At 71.1% G+C, this 18,781-nt stretch carries 15 protein-coding genes and 1 pseudogene; 7 read left to right on the top strand and 9 right to left on the bottom strand.

The features are described 5' to 3' along the window. Both K338_RS0116440 and K338_RS23445 read left to right on the top strand, forming a co-directional pair. Complete coding sequence (locus K338_RS0116440; RefSeq protein ID WP_022919258.1) at positions 1 to 1,485, top strand: sensor histidine kinase; 1,485 nt, start codon at positions 1 to 3, stop codon at positions 1,483 to 1,485. Positions 1,486 to 1,714: 229 nt separating this feature from the next. Further along, entirely contained in the window at positions 1,715 to 2,803 is a 1,089-nt protein-coding gene (locus tag K338_RS23445) for a LacI family DNA-binding transcriptional regulator (protein WP_022919256.1), read from the top strand. Here the strand turns inward: K338_RS23445 and K338_RS23440 are convergent. From K338_RS23440 to K338_RS0116400, 6 genes are all read right to left on the bottom strand, one after another. Beyond that, positions 2,800 to 3,402 (bottom strand): GNAT family N-acetyltransferase, encoded by a 603-nt coding sequence (locus tag K338_RS23440; protein ID WP_022919255.1) that lies wholly within the window; start codon positions 3,400 to 3,402, stop codon positions 2,800 to 2,802. The genes K338_RS23445 and K338_RS23440 overlap by 4 nt on opposite strands. Beyond that, positions 3,399 to 4,910 carry an APC family permease gene (locus K338_RS23435; protein ID WP_022919254.1) on the bottom strand — a complete coding sequence of 504 codons (1,512 nt, stop codon included), beginning with the start codon at positions 4,908 to 4,910 and terminating at the stop codon, positions 3,399 to 3,401. Before K338_RS23435 ends, K338_RS23440 begins: the two co-directional genes overlap by 4 nt. A gap of 91 nt (positions 4,911 to 5,001) precedes the next feature. Continuing rightward, positions 5,002 to 7,866, bottom strand: a complete 2,865-nt coding sequence (locus tag K338_RS0116415) for an AfsR/SARP family transcriptional regulator (RefSeq protein ID WP_022919253.1) — start codon at positions 7,864 to 7,866, stop codon at positions 5,002 to 5,004. 120 nt (positions 7,867 to 7,986) lie between these two features. Next, positions 7,987 to 9,348, bottom strand: coding sequence for a M20/M25/M40 family metallo-hydrolase (locus tag K338_RS0116410; protein WP_022919252.1), 1,362 nt, complete (start codon positions 9,346 to 9,348; stop codon positions 7,987 to 7,989). A gap of 51 nt (positions 9,349 to 9,399) precedes the next feature. Next, complete coding sequence (locus K338_RS0116405) at positions 9,400 to 10,023, bottom strand: response regulator (RefSeq protein WP_051154939.1); 624 nt, start codon at positions 10,021 to 10,023, stop codon at positions 9,400 to 9,402. A gap of 56 nt (positions 10,024 to 10,079) precedes the next feature. After that, positions 10,080 to 11,060, bottom strand: a complete 981-nt coding sequence (locus K338_RS0116400) for a LacI family DNA-binding transcriptional regulator (RefSeq protein ID WP_022919250.1) — start codon at positions 11,058 to 11,060, stop codon at positions 10,080 to 10,082. A 280-nt stretch (positions 11,061 to 11,340) separates the two neighbouring features. Here K338_RS0116400 and eda point away from each other — a divergent pair, with 280 nt between their 5' ends. Beyond that, positions 11,341 to 11,970, top strand: a complete 630-nt coding sequence (gene eda / locus K338_RS0116395) for a bifunctional 4-hydroxy-2-oxoglutarate aldolase/2-dehydro-3-deoxy-phosphogluconate aldolase (RefSeq protein ID WP_022919249.1) — start codon at positions 11,341 to 11,343, stop codon at positions 11,968 to 11,970. A 17-nt stretch (positions 11,971 to 11,987) separates the two neighbouring features. Further along, entirely contained in the window at positions 11,988 to 13,088 is a 1,101-nt protein-coding gene (locus K338_RS0116390; protein ID WP_022919248.1) for a sugar kinase, read from the top strand. 119 nt (positions 13,089 to 13,207) lie between these two features. Here the strand turns inward: K338_RS0116390 and K338_RS0116385 are convergent, their stop codons facing one another. Beyond that, positions 13,208 to 14,110 carry a LysR family transcriptional regulator gene (locus K338_RS0116385; protein ID WP_022919247.1) on the bottom strand — a complete coding sequence of 301 codons (903 nt, stop codon included), beginning with the start codon at positions 14,108 to 14,110 and terminating at the stop codon, positions 13,208 to 13,210. Between the two features lie 90 nt (positions 14,111 to 14,200). Between K338_RS0116385 and K338_RS0116380 the strand changes: the two genes are divergently transcribed. Further along, entirely contained in the window at positions 14,201 to 15,523 is a 1,323-nt protein-coding gene (locus K338_RS0116380; RefSeq protein WP_022919246.1) for a M20 family metallo-hydrolase, read from the top strand. Further along, the gene (locus K338_RS23430) at positions 15,520 to 16,644 is read left to right on the top strand and encodes a diaminopropionate ammonia-lyase (protein WP_022919245.1); all 1,125 of its coding nucleotides are present in this window, start codon (positions 15,520 to 15,522) and stop codon (positions 16,642 to 16,644) included. The genes K338_RS0116380 and K338_RS23430 overlap by 4 nt, the downstream gene beginning before the upstream one ends. A 52-nt stretch (positions 16,645 to 16,696) precedes the next feature. Here the strand turns inward: K338_RS23430 and K338_RS25290 are convergent. Then, positions 16,697 to 16,840 (bottom strand): annotated as a pseudogene (locus K338_RS25290) (zinc finger domain-containing protein); the annotation flags it as partial. A 612-nt stretch (positions 16,841 to 17,452) separates the two neighbouring features. Between K338_RS25290 and K338_RS0116365 the strand changes: the two are divergent. Further along, positions 17,453 to 18,436 (top strand): hypothetical protein, encoded by a 984-nt coding sequence (locus K338_RS0116365; protein WP_157612569.1) that lies wholly within the window; start codon positions 17,453 to 17,455, stop codon positions 18,434 to 18,436. A gap of 14 nt (positions 18,437 to 18,450) precedes the next feature. Here the strand turns inward: K338_RS0116365 and K338_RS0116360 are convergent. Continuing rightward, positions 18,451 to 18,781, bottom strand: a 331-nt coding sequence (locus K338_RS0116360; RefSeq protein ID WP_022919241.1) for an ISL3 family transposase, incomplete at its 5' end; no start/stop codon positions are given.

Raw genomic sequence — 18,781 nt, 5'->3', positions numbered from 1 at the left:
ATGAGCTCGCCGGTACTCGATGCGGTGCTGGCAGTCACCTCGCACCTGGACACCCGGGACATGCTGCGCAGCCTCGTCGACGCCGCGGTCGAGCTGACCGGCGCCGACTATGCGGCCATCGCCGTGCTGGAGCCCTCTGGTGAGGTGGAGACGTTCGTCGATACCGACGGCAACCAGGCACCAGGGCGGGACCGGCCCGGCGGGGTGGGCCTGGAGGTCCCGGTACGCGGGCAGGAGGGCAGCTACGGCACGCTGTCCCTGGCCGGCCGGGACCGCCCGTTCACCGCCGAGGAGACCCACCAGGTGCGGCTGCTGGCCGGTGCAGCCGCGATCGCGGTGCAGAATGCCCGGCTCTACGACGCCGCCCGCACCCGGGAACGCTGGTTGGCCGTGGGTCAGGAGATCACCACCGACCTGCTCTCCGGCACCGATGTGGAGGAGTCCCTGGCGCTGATCGCCGCCCGGGTGCGGCAGGTGGCCCGGGCGGACACGGCGGTGATCGTGCTGCCCGGGGTGGGCGAGGACTGGGTGATCGAGTTCGCCGACGGCGACCCGGTCGGTGACCTGATCGGGATCGTGATGCCCCCGGCCGGCCGCGCCATGTCGGTGCTGGCCGAGCAGCACGGCATCATCGTGGACTCTTTCGCCCGGGCGCGCACGCTCCGCGTGCCGGAGTTCGGTCGGTACGGCCCCTCGCTGTACGCACCGCTGGTGGCCGCGGGCCGCAGCCTGGGGGTGTTCATCCTGCTGCGGCACAAGGACGCCCCGGAGTTCACCGAGAACGAGCTGGCGATCGCCGAGTCGATCGCCCGGCAGGCGGCGCTCGCGCTCACCCTCGCCGAGTCCCGGCAGGCCGAGGACCTGGCCGCCCTGCTCGCCGAGCGTGGCCGGATCGCCCGCGACCTGCACGACCTGGCCATCCAGCAGCTGTTCGCCACGGAGCTGCAGCTGCGTTCGGCCGCACAGGCCACAGCGGACCCGGCAGCCCAGGCAGCCTTCGAGAGCGCACTGGCCGGGGTGGACGAGGCGGTCGTGCAGATCCGGTCGATCGTGCGCACGCTGCGCACCGACGGCCAGGACTCTCCCCTGCGGGTCCGGCTGGAACGGGAGCAGTCGCTGGCCCGGATCGGGCTTCGGTTCGCCCCTACGCTGCGGGTCGAGGGGCCCCTGGCCGACGACCCCGACCTGGAAGAACGTCTCGGCGCAGAGCTCACCGACGACGTCGTGGCCGTGGTCCGCGAAGGATTCGCCAACGCGGCCCGGCACGCGGGTGCGACCGCCGTCGACGTGTGCGTGCACGTGACCGGTGAGCAGCTCACGGTGCAGGTCCGTGATGACGGCACGGGGCCCGAGGGCACCCGCAGCCGACGCTCCGGGCTGGCGAACCTCACCGCTCGGGCCGAGGCCCACGGCGGCACCTGCACGCTCGGGCCGGGACCGGACGGGCGCGGCAGCGAGCTGCTCTGGACGGCGTACCGCAGCTGACCCGGCAGGCTGCCCGACGCCCATGACGTCGCTCCCCATCGGTCCGGTGCAGTGTCGCCGGTACGATAGTTTCGATACGGTCAGCATGAACATGCGGTCTGACGGTCACCGTCGGGCTGTACCTGACCCGAGCACTCTGCCGCATGTCCACCAGCGGGCGAGAGATGCTCCCCCTGACGTTCGACCTCGAAAGTTGCGAGACCATGCTCCTGGAAGTCGTGAGGCAGCGATGAGCACACCATCGGTACCCGGCGGTGGGCCGGAACAGCCGGCTGACGCCGCCACACCGTCCCGCCCTCCCCGGCGCGTCACGATCGCGGCCATCGCCGCCGAGGCTGGTGTGTCGGTGCCGACCGTCTCCAAGGTGCTGAACGGACGCTCTGACGTGGCTCGCGCGACCCGCGCCCGGGTCGAGGAGGTGATGGCCCGGCACCAGTACAAGCGCCGGTCCCGCGGGCCTTCGCCCTCCGGTCCCCCGCTGGTGGACCTGGTGTTCCACGAGATGGAGTCGGAGTGGGCGCTGGAGATCGTCCGTGGCGTGGAGACCACTCTGGCCGACCTCGGCGCCAGCGTGGTGCTGACCGCCTCAGAGGGTAAGCACCGGCCCGGGCAGCAGTGGTTGGACGGTGTGCTGGCCCGGCGGCCGCTGGGTGTCATCCTGGTGATGTCTACCCTCACCTCGAACCAGCGAGAACAGCTGGAGTCGCGCGCTATCCCGTTCGTCGCCCTGGACACCGACGGGGAGCCTCCTGCCGGGGTGCCCGCCGTCGGCTCGACCAACTGGGACGGCGGCATGGCCGCCACCCGGCACCTGATCGAGCTCGGGCACCGACGCATCGCAGTGATCTCCGGGCCCAAGGACGTGCTCTGCTCCCGCGCCCGCGTGGATGGTTTCCGCAGCGCGCACGAGCGTGCCGGGCTGGGCTACGACCCGGACCTGATCCGCTGGGGTGACTTCTACATCGCCGGTGGGTACGAGCACGCGATGGAGCTGCTCTCCCGACCGGACCGGCCCACGGCGATCTTCGCCGGCGCCGACATGCAGGCTGTCGGCGTGCTGCGTGCTGCCCGCGAGCTGGGCCTGAGCGTACCGCGCGACCTGTCCGTGGTCGGCTACGACAACCTGCCGCTGGCGGACTGGTTCTCCCCTCGGCTGACCACGGTGAACCAACCGTTGCAGGCGATGGCCAAGACTGCTACGTCGATGATGCTCACGCTCGCCGAGGGCAAGCAGCCGCCGGCGCTGCGGGTGGATCTGGCTACCGACCTGGTGGTGCGGGAGAGCACTGCGCCACGGCCGCACGGCGTCCGCAGCTAGACCCGGGCGCCCGGGTCGCGCCACATCGGCCACATCGACGGACCGCCGGGCAGGTCGATGCGGTCGAGGATCCGGTAGCCCCACCGGCCGTAGAGCCGGGCAGCCCGCAGGTTCGCCGCCTCCAGGTAGGCAGGCACACCGGCAGCGTCCAGCCGCTGGTGGTGGTCGGCGAGCAGAGCACTGCCCCGCCCTCGTTGCTGCTGGCGCGGGTGCACGGCCATGAACGCCAGGTGCTGGTGCGGTGTGCTCGGGTGGTGCTCGGCGAACGCCACGTCCAGCGCGGCGAACCGGGCCACGTGCTCACCGCACGCCTCCAGCAGCCGGCGGTCGTAGTCGAAGGGTTCAGGCACTGGTCGGGTGTAGTCCAGCCACACGGCGGTGGCCGTGCGGTCCCGGTCGAGGTAGATGGTGCCGTGCTCGGCGGCGTGCTCGACGAGGATCTGGAACTGGGCGTGCTGCGCGGCCCAGCGCTCGTGCGGGTCGGCCACCAGCCACTTGCTCACCGCCAGGGAGTGGAACGCGGTGGTGATCAGGTCGGTGGCCGCGGCCACCCGGTCCGCTGCGGAGGTGCCCACCGCCAGGTCGGTCAGGGCGCTCATCGGTCCGCGCCCTGCTGTGCGGTGTCCCGCGCAGGGTCGGGCGGCACGGTCTGCGCACCGAGCCCGATGCGCGAGTACACCTCCGGTTGGCGCACCGCCAGCTCCCGACCCCAGGCCACTCCGGCGAGCGCAGCCACCAGGTAGACCCCGGGCACCACCCACGGGAGCACCGACCCGGCTGGGGTGCCCAGCAGCTCGGGCATGTTCACGATGCCTGCGGTGCACACCAGGAGCAGCAGGCAGGTGGCCAGCACCGGCGCCACCCGGGACCGCCAGCGGTTCTCCCCGTGCGGGTTGCGGGTGAAGTAGACCACGATCGCGATCGCCGTGGTGGTGATCAGCATGAGCACGCCCAGACCGCCGGCGGTCCCGGCGTAGAAGAACAGCTCGACCAGCGGGTCCAGGCCGCCGAGAGCATAGCCGGCGATGACTGCAGCACCGATGGCGGACTGCACCAACGATGCGGCGCGTGGCGATGACGACCGCGGCGAGGTCCGCCCCAGGGCGCGGGGCAGCACGCCTTCGCGGCCGAGGGAGAACATGTACCGGGCGACCGTGTTGTGGAAGGACACGGTCGCGGCGACGATGCTGGTGATCAGCAGCACGTGGGTGAGGTTCACCACCGCTGGGCCCAGCTGGGCGCCGGCGAGGCCGAAGATCACCTCAGTCTCCTGCGCCTGGGAGATCCCCACGATCTGGTCGGTGCCGACCGCGACGGTCATCGCCCAGGAGGCGAACGTGTACAGCAGGGCGAGGGCGACCACCGAGGCGTAGGTGGCGATCGGCACCGTCCGGCGCGGGTTGCGGCTCTCCTCGGCGTACACGGTGGCCGCCTCGAAGCCGATGAAGCCGAGCACTGCCAGCACCAGGATCGCCCCGGCTCCTGGGCCCACCAGCTCACCCGGGGACAAGGCGGCGAGGTCGACCTGCCCGCCGGCGGGGGTGAGCACGTTGGAGACGCTGAGCACGAGGATGATCGCGACCTCGGCGACGAGCAGCACCGCCAGCACTGTGCCGTTGATGTCCACCGCCTGCAGGCCGAGCAGGGCCACCACCAGCCAGCAGACGGCGGCGACCGCCCACCAGGGCACGTCCAGCCCGAGCCACTGCTGCAGCAGTGGTGCAGCGGTGGCGCCGAGCAGCCCGTAGAGCCCCACCTGCAGGGCGTTGTAGGCGATCAGCGCCACCCAGGCGGCGCCGACCCCCAGGGGCCGGGCCAGGTGGGCGATGTAGGCGTAGAAGGCTCCGGTGTTGCGCACCCGGCGCGCCATCGCCACGTAGCCCACGCTGAACAGCAGCAGCAGCGCGCCCACGGCGAGGAACGCGACCGGGATGCCGATCAGCCCGGTGGTGGCGAAGCCGGTGGTGACCACACCGGCGACCACGGTCAGCGGTGTGGCCGCCGTGGCGATGAAGCACATCACGGCACTGACCCCGAGCCGGTCCTTGGCCAGCGTCGAGCGTTCCGGCACGGGGGTGGCGGGCGCACGGGTGTCGATGTCAGTCATGGCGCCCACCGTGGCGGGGGCCACTTTCATGGCTCTTGCACGAGTGGCTCTTGCCCGGGGCGGTGTCGCCGCGCGTGGCACGGCGCGGCGGTCAGGACGCCTGGGCGCCGAGCAGACGCTCCACGTCTGCTGTCTTCTCCCGCACAGCCAGCAGCGGGCCCCGTTGCATCGACCGCTGGGCAGCTGCTCCTGCCTCGGCCAAGCAGGACCGAGCGTCTGGGGAGCCGTGCGCGGCGAGCGCTTCTGCCCAGGCGAGGTAGGCCTCGACGACGACGTCTGCCCGCTGCGCACTGCTCGCCAGGGTGACCGCGCGCCGGAAGTGGCCGTTCGCCGTCTCCAGGTTGCGGCGCTGGGCGGCGATGGAACCGAAGAGCACTTCGGTGTCCGCCTCGCGGAAGGTGAGCCCCCGGGCGCGGGCGTGCTCCGCGGCCTGCTCGGTCCAGGACTCGGCCGTCTCTAGGTCCCCGCGGCGTAGCGCTACCTCGGCGCAGACGGCGCTGGCGGCGGTGAGCTCCCGGTCGCTGCCCAGCCGCCGGCCCTCCGCGAGCGCCTGCCGCGCGTACCGCTCGGCTCCAGCGAGGTCGCCGAGGGTCAGCGTCTGCGAGGCGGCGTTGCAGCGCCAGAAGTTGGCCTGCAGCTCCGAGCCCGCGCTCAGCGCGAGCCGGACCGCTTCCTCGGAGTGCACCAGCGCCGATGCGGTGTCTCCCATGCGCGCGGTGCGGAAGCCCAGGTTGCCGGTTCCGATCGCCGCCTGATCGGGCAAGCTGTGCTTGCGAGCGGCCTCGATGGCGGTGCGCAGTGCGGCCACCGCGGTATCGTCGTCGTCGATCGCACTCGCGTGCTGCAGGGCCGCCCGCACCACGTCGAGGGTGTCACCAGAGCGTTCCGCTGCCTGCCGCGCCGCACACGACAACTCAGCCGCAACATGCTGGCTGCCGATCGCAGACGCGATCACCATCACCATCCGGGAGAGCACCAGCAGCACCCGATCGAACGCCGGGTACGGCGGCTCCGGCACCAGGCGGGCAGCGGCCACCATCGTCGGTAGGTGACGGCGCGCCCACCGGCGGGCCCGCTCGTCGTCGATGAAGTCGGGCGCGTCGACGCGGTCGAGCTCCGGGGCCGTCATCGGGCTGGCCTGCTCCGCGACGAACCGCGGCCGCGCCTGGGCGGCTCGTACCGCCCAGTAGGCGACCAGACGTGTGGCCGCTTGTTCGTCCAGGCGCGGACCGTGCTCCTGGGCCAGCTCGGCCGCCAGGTCGCGGAGCAGGTCGTGCTGGTGCAGAGCCACATCGGCGGCGGTCGCCAGGTGCGCCCGAACCAGCTCGTCCACCGCCCGAGAAGCCGACCGGTGGTCCATCGCGCTGATGGCCGCCAGTGCCCCCACGTCCGGGTGCCGGCCCGGGAAGGCGCCGATGCTGCGGAACACCAGCTGCGCCTCGGCGGACAGTGACTGGTAGGACCAGGTGAGGATGCTGCGCAGGCTGCCGTCCCCCTCCCCCAGGTCGAACCGGTCCAGCCGGTCCTCGGTCGCGGCGATCTCGGCGACCAGGTCCGCGGGACTGGCACCCGGGGCAGACCGCGCCCGTTCCCCGACGATCGCCAACGCCAGCGGAAGACCGGCACAGCACTCCACCAACGGTTGCAGGTCCTGCGCGTCGGCGTCGCAGCCCACAGCACCTGCCAGCAGCTCACGGCCCTGCTGCTCGGTCAGGTGCGGTACCTCGACCGGGCGGGCGCCGTCGTGCAGGGTGACGGCGCTGAGACTGATCCGGCTGGTGACCAGCACCGCGCAGCCAGCGCTGGCAGCCAGCAACGGTCGGACCTGCTCGCCCGAGGCAGCATTGTCCAGCAGCACGAGCAACCGGCGACCGTGCACGAGACTGCGCAGCAGCCGGGTCTGCTCCGCCAGCGGCCAGCTGTGGGCATCGGCGGGCGCGTCGAACGTGCGCAGGAACCCGGTGAGCACCTGCTCCACCGGGAGCGGCTCTCCGGGTCCGAAGCCCTGTAGGTCCACGTACAGCTGCCCGTCCGGGTAACGGTCGGCGCGGGCATGTGCCCAGGTGAGTGCGAGTGCTGTCTTGCCGATCCCTGGCGCACCGGTGAGCACCACCGTGCCGCCGGAGGCACCGCTGGGGACAAGCTCGTCGAGCAGCTGCAGCTGCTCCCGCCGCCCGACGAGCGCAGTCGGTGCCGGCGGTAGCTGGTGCGGCCGCGGCGGGCGGTCTGGTCTGGCCTCGCTGCCCAGCAGGATCGACTCGTGCAGCGAGCGCAGCTGCGGGCCGGGGTCGATGCCCAGCTCGTCCACCAGTCGCTCCCGGGTGGCGCGGTAGGCGGCGAGCGCATCGCTGCGGCGGCCGGCCGCGGCCAGAGTTGCCATCAGCTGCGCCTGCAGGCCCTCGTGCAGGGGTTCGGCCTCGGCTGCGCGGCGCACCTCGTCGAGGATCTCCCGGTGCTCACCGAGCTGCAGCCGCGCCGCGAACTTCGCCTCCAGCACGGCCCGGCGGCGGTCGGCCAGCCGGATCGCCTCGGCGTCTACCAGGTCGCCAGCTGCGCCCTCGAAGGCCTCCCCGTGCCAGAGCGCGAGTGCTTCCGTGGCCGCTGCGGCCAGCTCCTCCGGGCTGTTCTGCCGGTCCAGTGCCCGGTCGGCGAGGCGGTCGAACACCTCAGCGTCCAGGTCGTCCGGTGCCAGCAGCAGCCGGTAGCCGGCCCCTTCCCGCACCAGCAGGTCGTCGTCGCCGAGCAGCCGGCGCATCCGGTGCACGTGCACCTGGAGCCGGGCGCGCGCACCGTCGTCGGCGCTCTCGCCCCACATCGCCTGCACCAGCGCATCGGCGCTGACCGTGCCGCCGCGGGCCGCGAGCAGCGCAGCGAGCAGCGTGCCGCGCAGACCGGGACCGGGCACCACCCAGTCCGGCGCGCGCAGCGCCACCGGACCCAGCACCCGGAACCTCATCGCCCTCTCCCAGCCGCGACACCCATCACCGGGTCGTCAGGTCCAGCGTGGCCTATGGCGCACGGCTGACCGGACGACCGGTGCCCCCTTGGCTGGGCAGAGTACCGGAGCAGCCTGGGCTCAGATAGTCGAGAGTCCGAGCCGGTGCAGGAACAGCGCCACCCCCAGGGCAGTGTGCCGGATCTCGTCCGGGTGCACGCTCTCGTTCGGTGCGTGCATCGCACTGGCCGGGTCGGACAGGCCCAGCATCACGATCGAGGCGCGCGGCTGCGCCTGGGCGAGTGCCGCCGTCAACGGGATGGACCCACCCATGCCGGCCGTGATGGTCTCGGTACCGAATGCCTCGGTGAGCGCCTCGGCCAGCTGGGCGAACGCCGTCGTGTCGGTCCGGGCCCCGAACGGGGCGCCCAGGCCCTGCACCTCGGTGCGCACCCGCACCCCCCACGGGGCGGCCTGCTGCAGGTGCGCCTGCAGCGCCTCGGCAGCCTGTGCGGGGTCGGTGCCCGGTGGTACACGTAGGTTCAGCCTCGCGGCGGCCCGCGGTTGGATGGCGGCCACAGCGCCGGTGACCGGCGGGGCGTCGATGCCCAAGATGGTCACGGTCGGGCGAGCCCAGAGCATGTCGGCCACTGTGCCGGAGCCGAGCACCTGGGTGCCCTCGAGCATGCCGGCGTCGCTGCGGAAGGACTCCTCGGTGTACTCGGCACCGTCCCAGGTGCCACTGGCCTCCAGCCCGGTGATGGTGGTGTTGCCCTCGGCGTCCCGCAGGCTGGCCAGCATCGCCACCAGCGCAGCGAGGGCATCCGGAGCGGCGCCGCCGAAGGCCCCGGAGTGCAGCTCACCCCGCAGCGCCTCCACCTCCACCACCACATCGGCCACCCCGCGCAGCGCCACGGTCAAGGTCGGCTGGCCCACGCGCACGTTGCCGGTGTCCTGGATCAGGATCGCCTCGGCGTCGAACTCCTCGGGGTGGGCGGCCACGTACTGCTCCAGCCCGGCGGTGCCCTGCTCCTCCGACCCCTCGATCACCACGGTCAGGGAGACCGGCAGCTCCCCGGTGGCCAGCAGGGCGCGCAGCGCGGTCAGGTGGGTGACGATGCTGCCCTTGCAGTCGGCGGCACCGCGCCCGTAGTAGCGCCCGTCGCGTTCGGTGAGCGTCCACGGGTCGCTGACCCAGCCTTCCGGCGGAGCGGGCTGCACGTCGTAGTGGGCGTACAGCAGCACCCGGGGCGCCCCCTGCGGGCCCTGGTAGCGGCCGATCACGGCGTCGCTGCCGTCCGGGGTGCGCACCAGCTGGCTGTCGGTCAGGCCGAGGTCCACGAACGCCTGCCGCACCCACTCGGCGGCCAGCCGGCACTGGTCCGGATCTTCCACGGTGGCGTCCTGCACCGAGCGCAGGGCGACCAGCTCGCGCAGGTCCGCCAGCGCCCGGGGCATGAGGTTCTCGACGGCGGTGGGTAGGTGCTGCTCTCGGGTGGGCACGTCTGGGGTTCTCCTTCGTCGATCGGGTCTGCTCGGCCAGGGCGGGCGCGCTCATCCGGAGCGGGCACGCCAGCGGCCACCCCGGTGCCCGGCCACCCAGGCGGCCACCTGGGTGCGGCGCTGCAGCCCCATCTTCGCCAGCAGCGAGGTCACGTGGTTCTTCACAGTCTTCTCCGCCATGCCGAGCCGGTCGGCGATCTCTCGGTTGGAGCAGCCGTCGCCGATCAGGTCGACCACCCGCCGCTCGGTGGCGGTCAGCGCCGCTGTCGGGTCGTCGAGGCTGCGCCGGCGCCGGTCGAGCTGGCGCTGGTGCAGCAGCGTGCGGCCGGCAGCCACGCTGCGGACGGCGTCGATGATCTCGTCACCGCGCACGGACTTGAGCACGAACGCGTGCGCCCCGGCCTCCAGCGCAGCAGCCACGGCGTCATCATCACCGAAGGAGGTGAGCACCACGGACCGTGCTTCGGGCACCTGGGTGCCGGCCGCAGCGATCACGTCCAACCCGGTGCCGTCCGGCAGCTGCAGGTCGACCAGCAGCAGCTCGGGCCGGACCAGGGTCATCCGCCGGGTGGCCTCGGCCACCGTGCCCGCCTCCGCCACGACAGTGAGGTCGCCGTGGCTCTCCAGCACCTCGGCGATGCCACGGCGGACGATCTCGTGGTCGTCTACGATCATCACTCGCACCGGCTGCTGCACAGCCCCAGCCTAATGGGGCACGCTCGTCTGCGGGCCTAGCCCGGCGGCGGTGCGCTGGAGCGGCGGACCTGCAGCTCGACCTCCAGCACGATCTGCGGCAGTGGGCTGTCCTGCGGCGCCGCGTCGATGAGCAGACCGGCAGCCCGCTCCCCGATCTCGATCGTAGGTACGGCGACCGTGGTCAGCGGCGGGGCGAGCAGCCGGGCGACCGGTACGTCGTCGAACCCCACCACGGACATCGCCTCCGGCACTGCTACCCCGCGTTCGGCGAGCCGGCCGAGCACACCCAGGGCCAGCTGGTCGTTGAACGCGACCACCGCGCTCACGCCGGCCGCGATCGCCAGGTCCGCAGCAGCGACCCCGCCAGCCTGGGAGGCGCGGAAGGCGCCCAGGTCCACGATCTCCTGCCCGTCCGGCAGCGCGAGAGCGGCCAGCCCAGCGCGGCGGCGGGAGTCGGACCAGGACGTGCTGGGGCCGCCGGCATAACCGATCCGGCGATGGCCGAGAGCGAGCAGGTGGGTGACCGACTGGCGGATGCCGTCGGCGTTGTTGCCCACCACGCTCGCCAGTCCGGGCAGCTCGCGGTTGATCAGCACGACGGCGCAGCGCTGGGCCAGGTCGGTCAGGTCACCATCGCTCACGCGTGGGGAGGCGAGGATGAGCCGGTCCACGACCGCAGAGAGCTGGTCGAGCACCTCGCGCTCGGCATCCGGGTCCTCGTCGGTGTCGGCGATCATCGCGCTCAACCCTGCGGCCCGCACCCGTCGCTGCATGCCCTTGGCCACCGAGGAGTAGAAGGAGTTCTGCAGGTCGGGCAGCACCAGGGCGATCGACTGGCCGCGGCCGGTGACCAGCTGCCGGGCGGCCCGGTTGGGCTGGTAGCCGAGCTCCGCAGCGGCCTGGCGCACCCGTTCCCGGGTACCGGCGGCCACGATGGTCGATCCTGCCAGGGCGCGCGAGACGGTGGCGATCGAGACACCGCAGGCCCGGGCGACGTCACGGATCGTGGTGACCATCACCCCTCCTGTTCTCCTCGGTGCGTGTGCCCGCATCCTGGCCCGGCAACCGATCCTGCCCACGCCCGTCGGCCTGGCCAGGTGGGCCGCGCCGGGGTGACGTCGATGGTTGGACCGATGGCTCCGTCGTCGCGATGATGCCAGAGCACCGACCCGAACACAAACGTTTACAGGCGCATTGTTCACAGCAAAGAAGCCATGCTAACGTCGACCTTCAGCAACTGGATGTAAACGTTTGTGGAGCGGTTCGACGAGGCGCACCACGGAGAGGACGGCCAGAGTGGCCCAGGAACTGCTGGAACGAATCGGAGCCGCCCGGCTGGTGCCGGTGGTCGTGCTGGACGACGCGGCGCAGGCCGCTCCGCTGGCAGAGGCGCTCGTGGCCGGCGGGCTGCCGGTCGCCGAGGTCACGTTCCGCACCGCCGCTGCGGTGGAGTCGATCAAGGCGATGTCCGCTCGCGGCGACATGCTCGTGGGCGCAGGTACCGTGCTGACTGCCGAGCAGGTGGATGCGGCCGTGGATGCCGGCGCCTCCTACATCGTCTCCCCCGGCTTCTCCGAGGCGGTCGTACGCCGCTGCACCGAGCGAGGTGTGCTGCCGCTGCCCGGAACGGTGACCGCCACCGAGATCCAGGCAGCGCTGGCCGCCGGCCTGCAAGCAGTGAAGTTCTTCCCGGCGCAGACCTCCGGCGGCGCGCCCGCGATCAAGGCGCTGGCCGGCCCGTTCGGTGGCGTGAAGTTCGTACCCACCGGCGGTATCGGCCCGAAGAACCTGGCCGAGTACACCGCGATCTCCTCCGTGCTGGCCGTCGGCGGCAGCTGGATGGTGCCGCGGGATGCGATCGCCGCCGGCGACTTTGACCGCGTCACCACCCTGACCACCGAGGCCGTCGCGCTGGTCGCGGCCTGAGAACGAGGAGGAACCCGATGACCCTGAGCATCCGCCCGGCGTCCGAGTGCCGCTACGACATCGTCTCCCTGGGCGAGGTGATGCTCCGCCTGGACCCCGGTGAGGGCCGCATCCGCACCACCCGCAACTTCAAGGTCTGGGAGGGCGGCGGCGAGTACAACGTGGCCCGCGGGCTGCGCCGTGCCTTCGGCCTGCGCGCCGGGGTGGTCACCGCGCTGGCGGACAACCCGGTGGGGCACCTGGTGGAGGACTTCATCCTCACCGGCGGCGTGGACACCTCGCTGATCAAGTGGGCCGAGTTCGACGGTATCGGCCGCGAGGTGCGCAACGGACTGAACTTCACCGAGCGCGGCTTCGGCGTACGGGGCGCGGTCGGGGTCTCCGACCGCGGGCACACCGCTGCCAGCCAGCTCGAGCCCGGCGACATCGACTTCGAGCACATCTTCGGTGAGCTCGGCGTGCGCTGGCTGCACACCGGAGGGATCTTCGCCGCCCTGAGCGAGTCCACCGCCGAGGTGCTCATCGAGGCGGTCACCGCTGCCAAGAAGCACGGCACCGTGGTCTCCTACGACCTGAACTACCGGCCCAGCCTGTGGAAGTCGATCGGTGGCCAGGCCAAGGCACAGGAGGTGAACAAGCGCATCGCGGAGCACATCGACGTGATGATCGGCAACGAGGAGGACTTCACCGCCTCGCTCGGGTTCGAGGTACCCGGTGTCGACGAGAACCTCTCCGACCTGGACATCGCCAGCTTCAAGTCGATGATCGCCACCGCCTCGGAAGCCTTCCCGAACTTCCAGGTGATCGGCAACACGCTGCGCACCGTGCACACCGCCTCGGACAACGACTGGGGCGCCATCGCGTGGAGCAAGGACGAGGGCTTCGCCCAGGCCACCCACCGCGAGCACCTGGAGATCCTGGACCGGGTGGGCGGCGGCGACTCCTTCGCCTCCGGCCTGATCTTCGGTCTGCTCTCCGGTGAGCCGCTGTCCACTGCGGTGGAGTACGGCGCCGCGCACGGTGCGCTGGCGATGACCACTCCGGGTGACACCTCGATGGTCACCAAGGCCGAGGTGGTCAAGCTCGCCGGCGGCGGTAGCGCCCGCGTGGACCGCTGAGCAGGTCCCCCATACCCACGAACGCCCTTCGTCGCGGCCAGAGGTCACGCTGTGTCCGCGCCGGAGGGCGTTCGTGTCCCCGGTGCCACCTACATGGGCCGAGCGTCTCGTCGCCCTCCTCAGCCGTTCCCGGGCGCGCCGGGGTCCAGGGCGCTGGCAGCGGCCTCGAGGATCTGCTCCCGGACGGCGGCGAGAGCGGGGTTGACCGCACTTCCCGACCGGATCGCGGCGGTGATCCGACGAGCGTGAGGTGTCGGCACCGCCCGAATGGTCTCCGGGATCGCGAGACCCAGCCTGGGCAGGAAGGCTGCGGCGCGGCCGCGGACAGCGAGCGCGAGATGCAGATAGACGTCGGCGGACTCGTAGCTCACCCGCGGCTCGAACCCCGCGGAGCGGCACAGATCGACCGCCCAGGCCCTGGCCAGGGTCCCTTCGGGCTCCATGATCCAGTCCGTGTCGGCGAGGGCCGGCAGGTCGGCGGCGCCGGACCCGGCAGGTAGCGCCAGCGTGAGCGGGTCGTCCCCGATCGTTGCCGCCTCGACACCCGGACGGGAGGGGGCGGGCACGCCCGGGTACTCCTCAGCCAGGACGAGGTCGAAGTCGCGTGCCACCAGGGCGGGAATCGCATTCTCCGCGTTGACGTGGGTCACGGTGACCCAGAGTGCCGGGTGGTGCTCGGCGAGGCGGTCGATCGCATCGAGGACGAAGGTGCGCGCCGCGGTCTGGAACGTGGCGATGTGCACCGTACCCGCGATCTGGGAGCGACTGGCGGCGATGGCGGCCTCGGCGCGTTCGAGCTCGAGCAGAATCTGCTCGGTGTGGCCGACGAGCGTCATGGCCGCGGGGGTGAGTCGGACCCGTCGTCCGGCACGCTCCAGCAACGGCGCTCCGACCTCCCGCTCGAGGATTGTGAGCTGGTGCGAGATCGATGAAGGGTTGTAGCCCAGCGCCTGCGCGACGGCGGCGAGAGTGCCGCGGTGGCTGAGCTCGCGCAGGAGGCGGAGGCGGTGCAGGTCATACATCATCCTTCTCCTACACGTGAATTTTCTGCATCTGTACTGATCGAAACCATGGTATCGATCACCGAGGGGGTCGGCGCCTACTGTTGACTCGTGACTCCACACCGACGCAGCGACGACCTGCCCGTTCCCGCTGGGACCCCTGCCGCCACGCGGCTGCGCATCGATGGCGACCGCCTGTGGGCGTCGCTGATGGAGCTGGCCACGATCGGCGCGTACGACGACGCTGAGACGGGCCTGGTCGGGGTGGATCGGCAGTCCCTCACCGACGCTGATGCCGAGGGCCGCCGCCTGGTGCTGGAGTGGATGACGGACGCCGGGCTCGAGGTCACGGTCGACGAGATGGGCACCATGTACGGCCGCCGCGAGGGGACCGACCCGACCCTGGCGCCGGTCATGGCCGGCTCGCACATCGACACCGTCGGCACTGCGGGCGCGTTCGACGGCTGCCTCGGTGTGCTCGGCGCTCTGGAGATGGTGCGCTCACTGAACGAGCAGGGCATCACGACCAGACGCCCACTGCTGATCACCGCCTGGACAGAGGAGGAGGGGGTCCGCTTCGGCACCGACATGCTCGGCTCTGCGGTCGCAGCTGGGCGGCTGACCCTCGACCACGCCTACGACCTGACCGACGCCTCCGGTCTCAGGTTCGGCGACGAGCTGGCCCGGGTCGGATTCCGCGGGGATCGTCCGGTCCGCCTCGACCCGCCCCACGCCTACGTCGAGTGCCACATCGAACAGGGACCGGTCCTGCTGCACGAGGGCTGCGCGGTCGGCGTGGTCACGGGTGTGCAGGCGATCTCCTGGCAGAAGGTCACGCTGCGCGGGCGGGCCGCCCACGCCGGCACCACGCCGACCGAGCTGCGCCTCGACGCCGGGCTCGCCGCAGCGCAGGTCGTCGTCAAGGTCCGCGAGATGGTGGACTCCGGGCGGTACGGGCGGCTGCGGGCGACCGTCGGGCACATCGCCACCTCCCCCGGCATGCCCAGCGTCGTGCCGGACCGTGCGGAGCTCACCGTCGACCTGCGCAATCCCGACGACGAGCAGATGGCCGAGGCGGAGCGTGACCTCGCCGCCTTCCTGGCGGGCCTTCCCGGCCTTCAGCCTGCCGCCGGCCTGCGGGTGGAGACCGAGCGGATGGCGAAGACCCACCGGGTGGTGTTCGACGAGCGCGTCCAGGACACGATCGCCGACGTCGCCGCCGATCTCGGCCTCCAGGACGTCCGGCTCATGTCGGGTGCCGGGCACGACGCCCAGGAGATCGCGGCGATCGCCCCGACCGCGATGGTGTTCGTGCGCGGCCAGCACGACGGCATCAGCCACAGCCCGCGCGAGTACTCGACCCCCGAGGACTGCGCCGCGGGCGTCACCGTGCTGGCCAACACCGTGCTACGGCTCGCTGAGGAAGCAGCATGAGACCACGAGGAGACGGCGGCCAGCAGGCGGACTGGTATGCGAATCCAGCCGCTGCTTCCTGGCAGGCCGCGCCGCTGAGAGATCAGCCGCGGGCATTCCATCGCACGCTGCCCGGCTACGCACCAACACCGCTGACACCGCTGCCTCCGGTGGCCGACGCACTCGGTGTGCGCGCGGTGTTCCTCAAGGACGAGTCCTCCCGTCTCGGCCTGCCGGCCTTCAAGGTCCTCGGCGCGTCCTATGCGATCGCCCGTGCCCTGTCCGCCCGGCTCGGGGAGGTCGACGCACTGCCGCTGCACCGGCTCCGGGAGCGGCTCGGCGGCTCGGGGCCGAGGCTGGTGGCCGCGACCGACGGCAACCATGGCCGAGCCGTCGCGCACATCGCCGCACTTCTCGGCCTGCCCGCCACGATCTACGTCCCGGACGGTCTCTCCAGTGCCGCCACCGCAGCGATCGTGTCCGAGGGTGCAGAGCTGGTCCAGCTCGAGCTGCCCTACGACGACGTCGTCGAGCACGCCGCCCAGCGGGCGGAAGGCGAGGCGATGCTCATCCAGGACACGTCGTGGGAAGGCTACGAGCTGGTTCCTCGATGGATCGTGGCGGGGTACGCCACCCTCGTGCAGGAGGTGGACGAACAGCTCGCCGCCGCCGGCCTGTGGGACCTGGGCCTGGTCGTCGTACCCGCGGGCGTCGGATCGCTCGCGCAAGCGGTCGTGCACCACTACCGCTCTTCCTCCCGCCGCCCCGCGATCCTGGCGTGCGAACCGGACAGCGCCGCCTCGGTGACGACGGCACTCCACGCCGGGCACGTCGAACCTGTGCACACCGGCAACACGATCATGACCGGACTGAACTGCGGCACGGTCTCGGAGATCGCCTGGCCCACGCTGCGCGACGGGCTCGACGCCTCCGCCGTCGTGACCGATGAGCAAGCGCTGAGCGCCACCCGCGAGCTGGCGAGCCTCGGGGTCGACTCCGGGCCCTGCGGTGCAGCGACCCTCGCGGCGCTGCGGGCCGCGGCCACAGCCGCCTCACAGCGGAACGACCTCGGCCTCACAGCTGACTCCGTCGTGGTGCTGCTGAGCACAGAGGGCACGGCAGCGAACCCGAAGGTCCCGTGATCGCGGGACCGCAGCACACCCGAGAGCGGTCACCGCAGGGTGAGCAGCCGAGTCAACGCCTCCGCTGGCACCTGGGGCAGAAGGCCGCAGAACGGTTCATGAACGACTCCCGCACGATCGGCGTGCCGCACCGCGGGCACGGCAGGCCTTCCCGGCCGTAGACGTTCAGCGACCGGTCGAAGTAGCCCGACTTCCCACGATAGATACATCTGCCCTCCGATCTGTCGAGGGTGCAGTGTTTGACCTGTTCAGAGGCACTTTTGCGAGATCCGACGTCCGCTGGGCACCAAGGGCGGTAGGTCGATCACGACCGACACGTCCCAAGTCCGGGCTCAGACCTCAGCGTGCAGGAGGGTTTGGTTGAAGGGGCTGCGTGACAGCCCACGCGCGCCTGGCTCTCCTCCTGGTTAGCCCTCGAGCCCCAGCCCTGACACGATCCTGAACAGCGACATATGTCGGTGTGCCTCGGTATGGATGGGACATGGTTCCATCCTCGTCAGATCGAAAGCCGCCCGCCGTCAGCGACTCTCCCGTTGCTGACTCAGCCAAGCGGAGACTGCATGCGTCGCATCGGACGCAGCGCGTGCGGATCCGGGGGCTTGTACTGAATCCGACCGGCGCAGCCGGACCGGTCGAGGTCTGCGTCAATGACCAGGCGGACTGGGAGCTGATTTACAAGAACCCCGCGATCCGAGTGAAGTGCCTAGTCAAGTCATGCGACACCCTGCTCACGGCGAAGCGGATGAGCCGGAGCGGGCTGAGGTTCCTCGCGGTTCGTTCCGGAGGTTGCTCCCACAACCTGGTAGAGATGCGCCTGGAGCGAAGAGAAGTCGAACAGGATCCATCCGATCTCGTCGGAGGCGGTGGGCCAGAAGGTCACGAGCACCTGTGGATGAAGGGCCGACTGTTCAAGATCGCGCAGAGCCTGGGTGCCGAGGCAGTGGTGGAGCACTCGCTGACGCGCGCGGACGTCTTCCTGCCGGGGCACAACCTCGTCCTCGAGTACCAGCGATGGAGCACAGATTTCCGCGGGCGAACGGCGCAGCGCTCGTCGACAGGGGCAGCGCGCACGGTCTGGATGTTCCCCTGGCAGCCGCCTAACGCGCCTCGGACACGCACGCTCAAATCGTTCAACAACGAAGTCTTCGAGCATGGCGGCATCTACGTGGCCGTTCGGAACAAGGACGACCGCAGTCAGTTGCAGAGGCCGTGGGAGGACGCCTCGCAGGAGCGCACGGCCCGCCTCTACGCAAGCGGGTCGATCGCAGTGTTCGACCCCCACCGCCGAGCACTGATCCGCAAAGAACTCTCACTGGCAACGGTCCTCGCAGAGATCCTGGGCGGCAAGCGAGTCCTGGCCCACGCCGTCGTCCTGACGAAGAACAACGGCCATAGGGCACGAAAGCGCGTCTGGGTGCTGTGCGAGGACCTCGCCCGGGCTGAAGCAGCGCGGGAAGAACAACAACGCGCCATGAGCAAAGCCCCGGTCACAGAGCAGCAATCGGAGCCGCCGATCGACCGGAAGGTCCAGTCAGACGGTGACTCAGCCGCAGAGCAGCACCACCCACTGCCGCCTGTCGTTGTGCAGGCATCAGCGACATCGACCGAGCTCGCCGCCAGCACGCCAGCGACCGGGACATCGAACGGTGACTGCCCCGCGCCCGAAGAAACTGTACCCGAGGCCCTTGCTGTGAACAGCGCGAACCTGACCGCCCAGCCGCCGAAGAACCAGCAGCCCACGCCACGCGGATCATGGTGGAGGTCGATCGCCGACTGGTTTCGCCGACTATGACGGCTCTTCCGGATTCAGAGTGCGTTGATGCGGGCGGCGAGCTGGCCAGAGTGTAGGAGGCAGCGCAGGACGTAGTGGGTGAAGTTCCGAAAGCCGAGGGCGATCCCGCGCAGGTGCTCCAGTCGTCCGTTGATCGCCTCGACAGGCCCATTCGAGGCTCCCTCGTGGTCGAAGAACGCCAAGATCTGGTCTCGTTTGCGCCACAGGGTGCGCCCGAGCTGGGCGATCTCCTCCAGCCCGTCGGGCAGCCCACGGCGGAGCTTGTCGATGAGGGTGGCCATGAGCTTCTTGCCGGTGCGCCGGTCAGGGTGCTGATAGGCGGTGATGATGTCCTGATACACCAGG

The sequence above is a fragment of the Ruania albidiflava DSM 18029 genome (assembly GCF_000421225.1).
GTDB lineage: Bacteria > Actinomycetota > Actinomycetes > Actinomycetales > Beutenbergiaceae > Ruania > Ruania albidiflava.
The sequence above is the reverse complement of the archived record's forward strand: the minus strand, read 5'-3'. Positions and strand labels throughout refer to the sequence as shown.